General features: G+C 65.5%; 11 protein-coding genes, 2 tRNA genes and 1 pseudogene. 6 read left to right on the top strand and 8 right to left on the bottom strand.

Going from position 1 to position 12,769, the window contains the following annotated elements; genetic code table 11:
* Positions 1-2 precede the first annotated feature (2 nt).
* From AC07NF_RS22885 to AC07NF_RS22875, 3 genes are all read right to left on the bottom strand, one after another.
* On the bottom strand, positions 3-563 hold the full coding sequence (locus AC07NF_RS22885) for a hypothetical protein (RefSeq protein WP_494632905.1): 561 nt from the start codon (positions 561-563) through the stop codon (positions 3-5).
* Between the two features lie 33 nt (positions 564-596).
* Positions 597-1,493 (bottom strand): AraC family transcriptional regulator, encoded by an 897-nt coding sequence (locus AC07NF_RS22880; RefSeq protein ID WP_494632902.1) that lies wholly within the window; start codon positions 1,491-1,493, stop codon positions 597-599.
* A gap of 80 nt (positions 1,494-1,573) precedes the next feature.
* Positions 1,574-2,461, bottom strand: a complete 888-nt coding sequence (locus AC07NF_RS22875) for an MBL fold metallo-hydrolase (RefSeq protein ID WP_494632898.1) — start codon at positions 2,459-2,461, stop codon at positions 1,574-1,576.
* A 67-nt stretch (positions 2,462-2,528) separates the two neighbouring features.
* On the opposite strand from AC07NF_RS22875, the gene AC07NF_RS22870 reads away from it, so the two are divergent.
* Complete coding sequence (locus tag AC07NF_RS22870) at positions 2,529-2,675, top strand: hypothetical protein (protein ID WP_492813097.1); 147 nt, start codon at positions 2,529-2,531, stop codon at positions 2,673-2,675.
* Positions 2,676-2,687: 12 nt separating this feature from the next.
* On the opposite strand, the gene AC07NF_RS22865 is transcribed toward AC07NF_RS22870, so the two are convergent.
* Positions 2,688-3,095: a TIGR01244 family sulfur transferase gene (locus tag AC07NF_RS22865; protein WP_492813095.1), complete on the bottom strand. Its 408-nt coding sequence runs from the start codon at positions 3,093-3,095 to the stop codon at positions 2,688-2,690.
* A 72-nt stretch (positions 3,096-3,167) separates the two neighbouring features.
* On the opposite strand from AC07NF_RS22865, the gene AC07NF_RS22860 reads away from it, so the two are divergent.
* The 3 genes and pseudogenes from AC07NF_RS22860 to AC07NF_RS22850 form a co-directional block, all read left to right on the top strand.
* Positions 3,168-3,521: a hypothetical protein gene (locus AC07NF_RS22860; RefSeq protein ID WP_494632894.1), complete on the top strand. Its 354-nt coding sequence runs from the start codon at positions 3,168-3,170 to the stop codon at positions 3,519-3,521.
* A gap of 178 nt (positions 3,522-3,699) precedes the next feature.
* Positions 3,700-6,930 carry a TonB-dependent receptor gene (locus tag AC07NF_RS22855; RefSeq protein ID WP_492813091.1) on the top strand — a complete coding sequence of 1,077 codons (3,231 nt, stop codon included), beginning with the start codon at positions 3,700-3,702 and terminating at the stop codon, positions 6,928-6,930.
* A gap of 68 nt (positions 6,931-6,998) precedes the next feature.
* Positions 6,999-7,076: pseudogene (locus AC07NF_RS22850) on the top strand (hypothetical protein); the annotation flags it as partial.
* A gap of 160 nt (positions 7,077-7,236) precedes the next feature.
* Here AC07NF_RS22850 and sppA read toward each other — a convergent pair.
* Both sppA and AC07NF_RS22840 read right to left on the bottom strand, forming a co-directional pair.
* Positions 7,237-9,021: a signal peptide peptidase SppA gene (gene sppA / locus AC07NF_RS22845; RefSeq protein ID WP_492813090.1), complete on the bottom strand. Its 1,785-nt coding sequence runs from the start codon at positions 9,019-9,021 to the stop codon at positions 7,237-7,239.
* Positions 9,022-9,206: 185 nt separating this feature from the next.
* Positions 9,207-9,283, bottom strand: a tRNA-Pro gene (locus AC07NF_RS22840).
* Between the two features lie 165 nt (positions 9,284-9,448).
* Here AC07NF_RS22840 and AC07NF_RS22835 point away from each other — a divergent pair.
* A tRNA-Gln gene (locus AC07NF_RS22835) sits at positions 9,449-9,522 on the top strand.
* A 50-nt stretch (positions 9,523-9,572) separates the two neighbouring features.
* Here AC07NF_RS22835 and AC07NF_RS22830 read toward each other — a convergent pair.
* Complete coding sequence (locus tag AC07NF_RS22830) at positions 9,573-9,860, bottom strand: DUF1330 domain-containing protein (protein ID WP_494632892.1); 288 nt, start codon at positions 9,858-9,860, stop codon at positions 9,573-9,575.
* 391 nt (positions 9,861-10,251) lie between these two features.
* Between AC07NF_RS22830 and AC07NF_RS22825 the strand changes: the two genes are divergently transcribed.
* A complete protein-coding gene (locus AC07NF_RS22825; protein ID WP_454717538.1) occupies positions 10,252-10,683 on the top strand; it encodes a Ros/MucR family transcriptional regulator in 432 nt (143 codons plus the stop codon).
* A gap of 201 nt (positions 10,684-10,884) precedes the next feature.
* Here the strand turns inward: AC07NF_RS22825 and AC07NF_RS22820 are convergent, their stop codons facing one another.
* Positions 10,885-12,693, bottom strand: coding sequence for an ATP-binding protein (locus tag AC07NF_RS22820; protein ID WP_492813087.1), 1,809 nt, complete (start codon positions 12,691-12,693; stop codon positions 10,885-10,887).
* Between the last annotated feature and the right edge of the window lie 76 nt (positions 12,694-12,769).

The raw sequence follows: 12,769 nt of genomic DNA, 5'->3' as shown, positions 1-12,769 counted from the left end.
GCCTAGTCGGCGCGCTCGAGGGCGATGAAGGGCGCTTCGTCGGCGTCCGTTTCCAGCGTCAACGGCAGCAGGCTGTCGTCGTCCACCATCGTGAGCCCGGCGCCCCAGCACGGCTTCAGGGTTTCCTGGGCCGTCCACCACCAGGCGGTGATCGGTCCTTCATAGTCGGATCGGACGGCGTAACTGCCGTCCGCCTTTCGCGTCGCCAGGGTCGTATGGGCGCCATGGAACCGCGGTGGGGGCCCGGAACGGGGCGGGGCCGGGATCTTGCCGATGGCTTCGATGAACTGTCCCAAGGCCGGGCAGCTGCGCCCGTCGATCCACAGCCGGTCGATGTGCTTGGTGGGGCCGGCGAGGCCGTTGGTGATGCGGGTGCGGCGCTCGGCCATCCAGAAGGGGCCTGCGCGAGACTCGACCCGACGCAGCGCCAGGCTCTCGTGGGTCCCCCAGTAGAACCCCGCCACCACCCGCACCCGATAGACGTCGACGAAGGCCGGAGTCGCGGCGGCGGCGACTCCGGAGAGGCTCGAGAAAAGAGCGATCAGGGCAAGATGTCGGCGCATGCCGGCGACTATGCCTGAGCGTGTGTTGCGGCGCTATTTCAACGGCAGGAACAGTTCGCACACCACCTCGTGCACGGGCCGGTCCGGGAAGAACGAGAAGTGCCGCTGGGCGTAGACCGGGAAGTCCCGCGCTTCCTCGCCGCTGGCCGGCAGCCATTCGCGATAGAGATACAGCGCGGCGGGTTCCAGATTGTGGGTGTTCTGGGCCACCCGCAGCACCGCGCAACGACCGCCGGGGATCTCGCCGGCCTTCATGTCCGGATCGTCGGAGGCGATCAGGCGGTCGGTGCCGATGCACAGGTCCATGCTGTACTCGGCCGGGTTCTCAGGGGTTCGCTCCGACCGAAAGATGTTGAAGGTCGGGTTCTTGTCGGGCGTCAGGCCGGCGGCCTTTCGCCAGGCGATGAAGCGCTCGATCGTGGCCGGCAGCGCGGCGCGGTCGCCGCGGTGTTCCATGATCGCCACGGGTGTGGCGGCGACGTCACGAATGATCACGTCTTCGGCTTCGTAGGTAATCTGCATCAGCTTGCTCCTGGCGTTGTCCAAGGGCCCGAAGGCCGCAAGCCACGGCGCCCAGTCGGGCGATTTGCGAAACGACGAGGGCGACTGCCTGAACCGCTGCCGGAAGGCGCGCGCGAAGGCGTCCGGCGCGTCATAGCCGGCCTCCAGCGCGATTTCCGTGACGCTCGTATCGCCCGTATTGGCCAGCCGGTGCGACGCGCGCTTTAGCCGGGCCAGTTGGACATAGCGGTGCACGGACACCCCGAAGGTGGCCATGAACTGTCGGTGGAAATGGAACTTGGAGAAGGCGGCCACGCGGGCCAGCGCCTCCAGGTCCAGATCGCCGTCCAGATGCTGGTCGATATGGTCCAGCACCCGCTGCATTCGGGCGTTATAGTGGTCGAGATAGGTCTTGGGCGCCGCCTTCATCGTCTCCCGCTTCTTCCGTGGCGGCGTCAGTTACGCGCTGACGGACAGGGGCTGCTCGACCGATCTTGCGGTTCGGCGCCTCACGCCAGGCGGTATTCCGCGTCCAGGCCGTCGCCGGTCGCGGCGACCCGGCCTTCCTTCACCAGCTGCAGCATGTGAGCCAGCACCGAGTGGGCGGCGGCCGGGTGCAGGCGCGGGTCCACGGCGGCGTACAGGCTGGGGACCATGGCCTTGATGGTGGTGAAGCCGGCGGCCAAAGCCTCGACGATCTGGGCCTCGCGGGCGCGGCGGTGGGCGACATAGGCGTCGATGAACGGCCCGACCTCGCGCACCGGCGCGCCGTGGGTCGGCCACAGCGTGCTGAAGCCGCGCGCCTTCACCTTTTCCAGGCTGGCGAAATAGTCGCCCATGTCGCCGTCGGGCGGGGCGATCACGGTGGTCGACCAGCCCATGATGTGGTCGCCGGCGAACAGGGCGTTCTCTTCCCGCAGCGCGAAGCAGACGTGGTTGGAGGTGTGGCCGGGCGTGGTGATTGCTTCCAGCGTCCAGCCGGGACCGGACAGCACGTCGCCGTCGACCAGACTCACGTCTGGACGGAAGCGGTCGTCGCCGCCTTCTTCCAACGCCGGAGCGTCGCTGGCGTGCGGCGCGGGGGCGGGCAGGCCATAGACCTTGGCCCCGAACGCCTGGGCCAGCGGGTGGGCGAGGGGAGAGTGGTCCAGGTGGTGATGGGTGACCAACACGTGGGTCACCCGCTCGCCGTCCAGGGCAGCCTTTAGCGCCTCGAAATGCTCTTCCTGGTCCGGGCCGGGATCGATCACCGCCACCTCGCCCTGGCCGACGATGTAGACGCCGGTGCCGGTAAAGGTGAACGGCCCCGGATTGCGGGCGATGACCCGCCGGATCAGCGGCGAGACCTGGTCGCAGCGGCCGTATTCGAACTCCAGCTCGCGAACGAAAGGAATCATCGAGAGACACTCCGAAACGGCGCCGGTCTTGCGCTTTTGCCCTCCAGTAACCTTCGGAGGACGGGCCATGGCGGCGGACGCGGCGATTTTTGTCTCAAAACGGCTCCAGCGCGCGGCTTTCGCCATCGTGTGTATCATCCTGGCCCAGTTCGTTCTGGCCAGCTGCCAGGCCGAACCGACCCCGATGGTGGCTCGCGAGTCGGCCGCCTTCTAAGTCCTGATCTGCCTAAGAAGGCAGCACGCCCGACAGATCATAGCCCGCCTCGCGGCCCTGATTGACCAGGGTCTGGCGATCCTCGCCCGCCAGCGCCTGGCCGATCGACCAGGTGACGATCGAGCGCGTGCCCGACCGACAGAAGGCCAGCACCGGCCCGTCGGCCGCTTCGACCGCGGCCCGCACCGCGTCCACCTGCTCCTGGGTCGGACCGCCGCGCACCGGCACATGCAGATAGTCCAGGCCCGCCGCGCGGGCGGCGGCCTCGATGGTCGCGCCCGAAGGCTGGCTGGGATCCTCGCCATCGGGACGGTTGTTGATCACGAGCACGAACCCCTCGGCCGCGGCGCGGGCCATGTCGGCCTCGGTCACCTGCGGGCTGACGGACAGGGATTCGGTGACTCGTCGAAAATCGCTCATCGGTTCGCCGCAACTTAAGGCGCGACGCAATTTCGCCGCTCCGCATTGTCGCGACCCGCGGGCGCCTAGGCAATGGTCACGGCCGCCCTCAAGCGTGCACGTGGAACGATCATGCGCGGGGAGAACATGCCGCCCACATCCTGTTCATTAAAAAACTTTTACCTAAAACGGCGTGTTCGCGACGTTGATTTGTTGCCTGTCAATTCCCAGGGGCAAGATTGTCGCGAAAAATTCTTCGAAATGCCGAGATTGATAACGAAGATCTTTGAGGTCGAAATAACCTCGTTAAAACAAGACAATGATGAACTCATGCCTGTCGTTTCCATGGTCAAGGTATCCACATGGAGCGCCGGTTTGCCGAATGGTGGCAGGGCTGTGGCGATTTTGCGACAGGGGCTGTCGATGTGGATTACAATTCTGCAATGACAATTGACCCTCGGCCGCAGCGGCCCCTAACGTCGCCGCAACCGGGGAAATGTTTCCGGGACACCAGTGATCTCGTGGCGTGAACTACGCGGATTTCCGCTCCAGTTCGGACAAAGTTTCTAGAGGGGGACTCGTCCGATCTGCCGCTCTCGCCATGCTCAGAGGGGATTTGAACAGCATGCTTTCCACCAAAGGTAGCGCCCGCGCGCGTCTACTGACGACGACGCTGCTCGCCGGTCTGGCGACCGTCGCCACGCCGGTTGCGATCGCGACCGTCGCGGCCATGGCGCCCACGATCGCCAGCGCTCAGGACTACAGCTCGGGCTCGCTCGTCGGCACCGTGCGCGACACTTCCGGCGTTCCGGTCGCCGGCGCTTCCGTCGCCGTCAAGTCGCTGGACCAGGGCTTCACCCGTTCGGTCACCACGGATGACGCCGGCCAGTTCCGGATCCCCCTGATCCCGATCGGCGGCTATTCGGTCGCGATCAACAAGGACGGCTTCCAACCGACCAACGACGGCAACGTCCGCGTCGGCCTGGGCGGTTCGACCGCCTATACCTTCACCCTGGCCGGCGCCACCGAGACGGTCAGCGAAGTGGTGATCACCGCCACCGCCAACCCGCAGCTCGACTTCGCCGCGACGACCAAGGGTCTGACCGTCGACATCGAAACCCTGACCAAGCAAGCGCCGATCGGCCGCTCGCTGACGGCCGTCGTGCAGCTGGCCCCCGGTGTCGTCACCGGCAGCTCGTCGCGCGTCACCACGGCTCCGTCGGCCGCCAACTTCGGCGGTCAACCGTCGGTCGGCGGCGGTTCGGTCGCTGAAAACGCGTTCTACGTGAACGGCCTGAACATCACGAACTTCGACACGTACATCGGCGCCGCCGAAGTGCCGTTCGACTTCTACAAGTCGATCGAAGTGAAGACCGGCGGCTATCCCGCCGAGTTCGGTCGCGCCACCGGCGGTGTCATCAACGCCGTCACGAAGTCGGGTTCGAACACCTTCCACTTCGGCGTCCACGGCAACTACGAGTCGGACGCCTGGCGTGAAGACGCGCCGGACACCTACATCATCGCCAACCACCGTTCGAAGCGTACTGAAAAGAACGCCACGTTCGAAGTCAGCGGTCCGATCATCGAGGACCACCTGTTCTTCTACGTGATGAACGCCCAGCGCGACACGCAGTCGGCGCAAGCCCAGAAGACGACCGGCCAGTACGTCGTCGACAAGTCGAACGACCCGTTCTGGGGCGCCAAGATCGACGGCTACATCACCGACAAGCAGCGCGTCGAACTGACCTACTTCGACACGCAAAAGACCATCAACCGCTCGGCCTTCGCCTACGCCGCGGCCGCGGACACCATCGGCGCTCAGCTGCCGTCGACCGTCTACCGTCAGGGCGGCGTGAACTACGTGGCGCGTTACACCGGCACGTTCACCGACTGGTTCACCCTGTCGGCCGCCTACGGCAAGAACCGCGACTCCAACAGCGTGCTGCCGGGCAACACCGTTGACCCGCTGGTCCAAAGCGACGTCGACGGCAGCGCCCTGACGACGGTCTCGGCCCAGAAGCAGGCCACGATCGAAACCCGCAAGACGCTGCGCGAATTCTATCGCATCGACGGCGACCTGTACTTCGACTTCCTGGGCAAGCACCACGTCCGTGGCGGCTTCGACCACGAAAAGACGACCCTGAACCACGCCTCGATCGACACCGGTCCGGGCGGCACGGGTATCGCCTACATCTATCACCGTCCGAAGTTCGACCCGGCCGCGCCGACCGCGCGCGACGCCAACGGCGTTCTGGGCGGCGTGAACTACGTCGAAGTGTCGACCAACCGCTTCGGCGGCGCGCCGGTGCACGGCGTCAACGAAGCCTGGTACGTGCAGGACGCCTGGGACATCACCCCGGACCTGAGCCTGCAGCTGGGCATCCGTAACGACAAGTTCACCCTGGACAACCTGCTGGGCGAACAGGTCCTGAACCTGAAGAACAACTGGGGCCCGCGCGTTGGCGTGACCTGGGATCCGGTCGGCGAAGGCAAGGACAAGATCTCGTTCTCGTTCGGCCGCTACTACATCCCGCCGGCGTCGAACCTCAGCTATCGCGGCGCCGACCTGGGCTACAGCGCGTTCTTCTACGCGCCGGGCTATGTCAACGGCACCACGAACGGCCCGGACTTCACCAAGGGCGCCAACCTGGCCCCGACGGCCCTGGGCACGCAGATCACCACCACGACCAACCCGGGCCTGCCGGACGGTACGCTGACGACCTGCCCGAGCTCGGTGGTCGCCGGTTCGCCGAACGTGATCGGTTGTACGGTTTCGTTCGGTCTGGGTGTCGCCGAGCCGGCCTACTCGAAGGCCGCTCAAGGCATCAAGGCTTCGCAAGAAGACGAATTCACGATCGGCTACGAGCGTCAGTTCAACCAACTGTGGAAGGGCGGCGTCAACCTGACGTACCGCAAGCTGAACCGCATCTCGGAAGACACGACCCTCGACCCGTTCGTCGTGAAGTGGTGTAACGCCCACGTCGCTGGCGCGACGCTGGCCGCCTGCGAAACGATCTTCAACAACTCGTGGCAGTACATCGTCTTCAACCCGGGCGAAGACCTGACGATCAAGCTGCGTCAGCCGAACGCCCTGGTGCACGACGCCGCGACGATCGCCGCCGCCGCCGCCCTGCCGAAGGAACTGACCTTCACCGCTCAAGAGCTGGGCTTCCCCAAGCCGAAGCGTGAGTACATCGCCCTCGAGTTCACCTTCGAGCGCGCTTTCGACGGCAAGTGGGGCCTGCAAGGCTCGTACACCCTGTCGGAAAGCAAGGGTAACTACGAAGGCACCGTTCTGTCGGACAACAACCAAGCCGACGCCGGTTCGACCGTGCTGTACGACTTCGTCGGTCTGACCGACTACCAGCAAGGTCTGCTGCCGAACCACCACGCTCACCAGTTCAAGGTGTTCGGCACCTACGCCCTCACCGACAACCTGATGTTCGGCGCCAACGCTTCGGTCATCTCGCCGAAGCACCAGGGCTGCCTGGGTCGTCACCCGACCGATGGTAACTCTGGCGGTTACGGCGCGGCTTCGCGCTTCTGTAAGACCTTCAGCGACACGGGCGCCCTGCTGGCCCCGAGCGCTCCGGTTCCGCGCGGTTCGGCTCAGGAAACCGATTGGCAGACGACCCTCGATCTGTCGGTCCGTTACACCGTGCCGGAAAAGATCATGGCTCTGGGTGGCAACCTGGTCCTGCGCGCCGACGTCTTCAACGTGTTCAACTCGGACGCCATCACGTCCTACGAAGAGCGCCGCGAAACCGGCACCGGCGGCTACTCGGCCAACTACCGCAAGCCGATCGCCTACCAAGAGCCGCGCTACGTGCGCGTGGGCTTCGACCTGGAATTCTAATTCCCGGATCGGACCTAACGGTTCTGAGAATGGCGGCGGGCTCCGAAAGGAGCCCGCCGTTTTCTTTTGGGGGCGACGACCTAAGCGCCCCCTCCGTCACGTCGCCTATCGGCGCCGCGCCACCTCCCCCGCAAGCGGGGCAGGAGAAGGGCCGCATCCTCCTCCCTTGCGCAGCGGGGGAGGTGGATCGCTGCGGATACGCAGCGAGACGGAGGGGGCGCTCCAGGCCTTTGCCTCGCGCCAAACAAAAAAGGCCGCTCAGGGAGCCCCTGAGCGGCCTTCTCGTCGTCTCTATATCAAGAGCGTCTATCGCACCGGCGTATCGGCCAGCACCGACGCCCCGCCGGGCGCCGCCCGCAGGCGGGCGTGGGCCATCTCGTCCAGGATCGCCTGCGAGCGCGGATCGCCCATCACCCAGGCGGCGGCCGCCAGGGTCTTGGCCGAGGTCTCGCTGACGCCCAGGAAGCGCTCGAAGGCCTCGAACGGCGACTTGGCGCCGTCCATGCGCTTCAAGCGCACGTCGTCCTTCAGCTTGGCCAGCTGCCGGGCCTTGTCGACGGCGTCGTAGAAGCCGCCCAGCTGGTCCACCAGGCCCAGTTGCTTGGCCTGCTCGCCGGTCCAGACGCGGCCCTTGGCGATTTCGCGCACGCGCTCGGGCGGCAGCTTGCGGCCCTCGGCCACGCGGCTGATGAAGCCGGCATAGATGCGGTCCATCCAGCCGGCGAACTTGGCGCGCTGTTCAGGCGTGAAGCCCTCGGCCGAGCCGAACGCTTCCGAATAGGCGCCGCCGACATGCAGGTCCTTGGTGTCGACGCCGAAACGGGCCAGGGCGTCGCCCACGGCGAACTTGCCGCCATAGACGCCGATCGAGCCGGTCAGGGTCGAGGGCTCGGCCACGATCGAGTCGGCCTGGCTGGAGATCCAGTAGCCGCCCGAGGCCGCATAGGTGCCCATGCTGACCACGACGGGCTTGCCGGCCGCCTTGGCGCTCTTCATGGCCGCCAGGATCTGCTCCGAGGCCGTGTCCGAACCGCCGGGCGAGGAGACGCGGAAGACGATCGCCTTGACGTCCTTGTCCTCGGCCGCGTCGCGGAAGGCCTTGGCCACCTCGTCGGAATAGACGTTGCTGTCGCCGCCGAACGGCGAGCCGCCGCCGCCCGCGCCGGTGACGATCGCGCCCTCGGCGCCGATCACGGCGATGGCCGGGCCGGTCTTGGCGGGCGTCGGCTTGGAGCGGCTGGCATAGTCGTCGAAGTCGACCAGCTTGGCGCCCTTGCCGGCCTTGTCCAGGGCGAAGGCCTGGATGTCGCTGACCTGGCCGACCTTGTCGATCAGGCCCTTCTGTTGGGCTTCCTGGGCGCTGTAGGGGCCGTCTTCCAGCGTCTTGATCAGCAGGGCCGGGTCGCGCTTGCGATCGACGGCGGCGCTGGTCAGGGCGGTGCGATAGACCGAGCCCATCCACGACAGCGTCGATTCCCGGTGGGCCGGCGTGTAGTCGCTATAGAGATAGGGGTTCACGGCGTTCTTGTATTCGTAACGCTGCTCGTACTCGGCCTTGACGCCGTACTTGTCGAAGAAGCGCTTGAAGAACATCGACTCCGTCGAGACGCCGACCGCCTGGAAGCTGCTGTCAGGCTGCATCCAGAACTCGCTGGTCGCCGCGCCTAGCATATAGGTCGAGGTGACCATGCCGGAGGGGTAAAGGCCCTGGCTGTGGGCGTAGATCGGCTTCTTGCCGACCTCGCGGAAGTGCTTGAAGGCCAGGCGCAGCTCGTCGGCGGTGGCAGGGGCCAGCCCGCCCTCCGGCAGGCGCACCAGCACGCTCTCGACCTTGTCGTCTTTCTCGGCGCGACGCAGCGTCTCGATGACCGACATCACCGAACCGCCGCCGCCGCCGAAGGCCGCGAAGGGGTTCTTGGCGTCCTGGTCGGTCAGGCTGTTGCGCAGGTCCAGTTGCAGCACCGTGTGGGTCGGGACGGGCGCGGGCCGGGCGGCGCCGGCGGCCATCACGATCAGCAGGAAGGGCACTCCGACCACGAACAGAAGAAGGCCGACGAAAACGCCGGCGACGGTCAGAAAGAACTGCTTCATCGGAGGTCCTGCTAGCGAAACCGCCGACAAGCTAACCGGTGTTGGTGTTGCGACCAAATGAAGAGCGCGCAACGAATCTCGCGTAAGCGCGCGGCAGACGCAAACAAAGCCTCGGCGCCGCTTTCGCGGCGCCCAAGCTTATGAATTTTAGGCTTTTTTCCCGCCTCTGGTTGGCGGGGAGGAAATGGTCGGAGTGGCAGGATTTGAACCTGCGACCCCTGCGTCCCGAACGCAGTGCTCTACCAGACTGAGCCACACTCCGACTTGGAGGCCGGCCTTATAGGGGGCGGTTTCGGAGGGCGCAAGCGCCTTTTTTGAGGTTCGTGTGACGGCCCGAAAAAAGTTCTGAAATGGGATGTTGCATCCATCCGAGTCGTGGGCTATCTCCACCGCCTCGCCGAGCCCTGACGGGTTTCGCCGTTCCTGCTGGGGAATGGTGTAATGGTAACACTGCGGTTTTTGGTACCGTCATTCTAGGTTCGAGTCCTAGTTCCCCAGCCACTTCCTCCTGAGATCCAAGACTTCAAAGAGTGTCGCCGACGCGACCTGCTCTAGAGGCCCTTTGCCAGCACCGCCGTCGTCTTGGCGCCCGCGTCTCGATCCACGGAGATCTCCCGGTACAGCGGGCTTTCCAGAAAACCGCGCGCGGCGTCTTCCGTCGGAAACTCCAGCATGACCAGCTTGGAGAAGGGCCATTCGCCCTCCAGCACCTGTGGCGCTTCATCGGCGGCCAGGACCTTGCCGCCGTGGCCGGCGAAGGCCTCTCCGAAGCGGGCCTGGTAGAGGCGATAGCGCGGCTCGTCGGTGAAGCTTAGCTGCGCGACGACATAGACGGTCATGAACGGTCCCCCAGCGGGTGATCTTCCAGAGCGAACGTTCCACGCTCAGGTGCAGATAAGCAATGGCAGTGTCGATCGGTATGTCGGCCGCCAGATCGTGATCACATCGATCCTTCGGCATGCGGTATTTGTGGTTCTGTGATCGCTAAACCACAAGTCAAGTTCGCAGCTGCGAGATAGATGTTCACCCGTAAGGGTTTAGCGGCTGAATCAGCGCCTGATAACAGCGTTGTCACCGATATAGTTGACGAAAATTCGCCTCGTTGAACGGGCTCAACGACAGTCAATTGTTACGGTAAGTCACGAATTAAAGCAGAATTTGGGTGTGAACTACTTGTGTTTTCGAGGTGAGGGTGTATTTGCGAAAACACTAGGGGAATGGAGTGTTATCGTGGAAGACAAGGCTACCCTGATCGAGCTGACCGCCGAAATCGTGGCCAACTACGTGGCCAATAACGTCACGCCAGTTTCGGAACTTCCGGCGCTTATCCGTGCCACGCACGATGCTTTGGCTGGTATTGGCGCGCCGCCCGCGCCGACCGTCGAAGCCGTTAGCAAGGCCACGCCGGCTCAAATTCGCAAGAGCATCACCCCCGAAGCCCTGATCAGCTTCGAGGATGGCAAGCCCTACAAGACGCTGAAGCGTCACCTGACCACCCACGGCATGACCGTGGCCGAGTACAAGGCCAAGTGGGGCCTGCCCAACGACTATCCGACGACCGCGCCCGCCTACAGCGAAGCGCGCTCGCAGATGGCCAAGGCCCTGGGCCTGGGCCAGGGTGGTCGCAAGGGCAAGGCCCCGACGCGCGGCCGCAAGGGCTGATCGCTCTTACAAGACTGCTGAAAAGCGAAAAGGGGACGCGGCGGGCGTCCCCTTTTTTGTTTTTATCCCTCTCCCCTTGCGGGAGAGGGTGGCCTGCGAAGCAGGTCGGGTGAGGGGTTGCGCTCCGTTGTCCGGACAGGCCTTTCGACCCCTCATCCGTCAGCTTCGCTGACACCTTCTCCCGCAAGGGGAGAAGGAGACCTAGGCCACGCCCCGGGTGTCTTGCTCGGCAACCGCGTCCAGCGAAAGCACCTTCGCCAGCGCCTCGACCAGACGCGGGATCTCGACGGGCTTGGGCACCAGGGCGTCCATGCCGGCCTCGGCATAGAGCGAGCGCTCGTGGGTCAGCACGCTGGCCGTGACGGCGATGATCGGGGTGCGGGGGCGGCCGGTGCGCGCCTCGCCGGCGCGGATGGCCTGGCTGGCCTGGACGCCGTCCATGACCGGCATGTGCACGTCCATCAGGATCGCGTCCCAGCGGTCCTTCTCCCACATGGCCACGGCCTCGCGGCCGTCCACGGCGAAATGGCCGTCGACGCCCAGGTGATGCAGCAGGGTCAGCAGCACGGCGCGATTGGTCTGGTTGTCGTCGACCACCAGGATCTTGGGCGCGGCCGCGTCGTCCATCTCGGGGGCGGCGATGTCCAGGGCCGGGGCGGGGACGTCGGCGACGACTTCCGGCATCGGCACGGCGATCGAGAAGCGGGCCCCGCCTTGCGGTGAAGGCGAATAGGTGATGGTCCCGCCCATCAGCTCGACCAGGGTCTTGCAGATCGCCAGGCCCAGGCCCGAGCCGCCGGCGCGGCGGGTGCTGGAGCCGTCCAGCTGGGTGAACTTGGTGAAGAGGCGGTCGCGCTGATCCTCGGGGATGCCGACACCGGTGTCGATGACGCGCGCGGTGATGCCGGCGGCGTCGCCTTCGACACTCACCCGCACGCCGCCGCTCTCGGTGAACTTCACGGCGTTGGAGATCAGGTTCGACAGCACCTGGCGCAGGCGCTCGGCGTCGCCCAGACGCCAGCCGGCCGCGCCGGGCGCGACCTCCAGGCTGAAGTCCAGGCCCTTGTCGCGGGCCAGGCCGCCATAGAGCTGGCGCAGGGCGTCAAGATGGATAGGTAGGTCGAACGGGGCAGGGCTGATGTCCATCTTGCCCGCCTCGATCTTGGAGATGTCGAGGATGGCGTTGATGACGCCCAGCAGCGACTGGCCCGAGGCGCTGATGGTGTCCAGGCGGCGGCGCTGGTCGGGCTCGAGAGACCCGGCGGCCATGATCTGGGCCATGCCCAGCACGCCGTTCAGGGGCGTGCGGATCTCGTGGCTCATGGTGGCCAGGAACTCGGTCTTGGCGCGGTTGGCCGTCTCGGCGGTCAGGGCCAGGTCCTGGGCTTCGGTGCGCAGGCGACGGTTCTCGGTCAGCTCGCGCTCGAGCTCGACGTTCAGGGCCTCGCTGGCCAGGCGCGCGCGAACCTCGCGGCCGACGACGCCGCGCATCAGGGCGGACATGCCGGCGGCGGCGAAGGCGCCGGCCACGCCGACATACAGGAACTGGGTGACCAAGTCCTTGGGCGCCTGGCGGGTCATGATGATCAGGCCGGCGATGGCCGTGGTCGCGCTGATCAGGGCCACGCGCCGGCTAGGCGCCGAGGTCGCGAAGACCAGGGCCATCAGCACGAAATAGACCAGCTTCTGCGCTTCGAAATGCAGGGTCTGGTAGGCGATGGTGTTGATGAAGAACAGGGCGTTCATGCCCAGGGCCAGCGCTTCCAGCGGCAGGCCCATGATCTTGCCCTTGCGCAGCAGAGCCCAGGCGCCGATCGCGTACAGGCAGGCAGCGACCGCCAGCCCTTCCAGGACCACCAGGGCGGCGCCCTTCTCGTAGAAGGGATGGGATAGGCTGATCAGCGTATAGTAGACCGAGGTCGCGAGCAGGTAGCCGCGCACGATCGGCACGTAGGCCTGCATCAGCGCGACCTTGGTCCGCTGCCTCTCCTCAGTCTTCGAGCCCTTCAAGACCTGTCCCCAACCTTCCCTCGTCAAGTAGACTAAGGGCGGACTGGTTAAGCCTTGTTTCGAATGACGATGTTTT

Source organism: Caulobacter sp. GW821-FHT10A06 (assembly GCF_059415805.1).
The sequence above is the reverse complement of the archived record's forward strand: the minus strand, read 5'-3'. Positions and strand labels throughout refer to the sequence as shown.

Coding starts and splice junctions, on each gene's coding strand:
- AC07NF_RS22880 (WP_494632902.1), bottom strand. CDS start 1,493: ATGAAGGCGGCGCCCAAGACCTATCTCGACCACTATAACGCCCGAATG.
- AC07NF_RS22870 (WP_492813097.1), top strand. CDS start 2,529: ATGGCGGCGGACGCGGCGATTTTTGTCTCAAAACGGCTCCAGCGCGCG.
- AC07NF_RS22865 (WP_492813095.1), bottom strand. CDS start 3,095: ATGAGCGATTTTCGACGAGTCACCGAATCCCTGTCCGTCAGCCCGCAG.
- AC07NF_RS22830 (WP_494632892.1), bottom strand. CDS start 9,860: ATGACCGTCTATGTCGTCGCGCAGCTAAGCTTCACCGACGAGCCGCGC.
- AC07NF_RS22855 (WP_492813091.1), top strand. CDS start 3,700: ATGCTTTCCACCAAAGGTAGCGCCCGCGCGCGTCTACTGACGACGACG.
- AC07NF_RS22860 (WP_494632894.1), top strand. CDS start 3,168: ATGGTCACGGCCGCCCTCAAGCGTGCACGTGGAACGATCATGCGCGGG.
- AC07NF_RS22875 (WP_494632898.1), bottom strand. CDS start 2,461: ATGATTCCTTTCGTTCGCGAGCTGGAGTTCGAATACGGCCGCTGCGAC.
- AC07NF_RS22885 (WP_494632905.1), bottom strand. CDS start 563: ATGCGCCGACATCTTGCCCTGATCGCTCTTTTCTCGAGCCTCTCCGGA.
- sppA (WP_492813090.1), bottom strand. CDS start 9,021: ATGAAGCAGTTCTTTCTGACCGTCGCCGGCGTTTTCGTCGGCCTTCTT.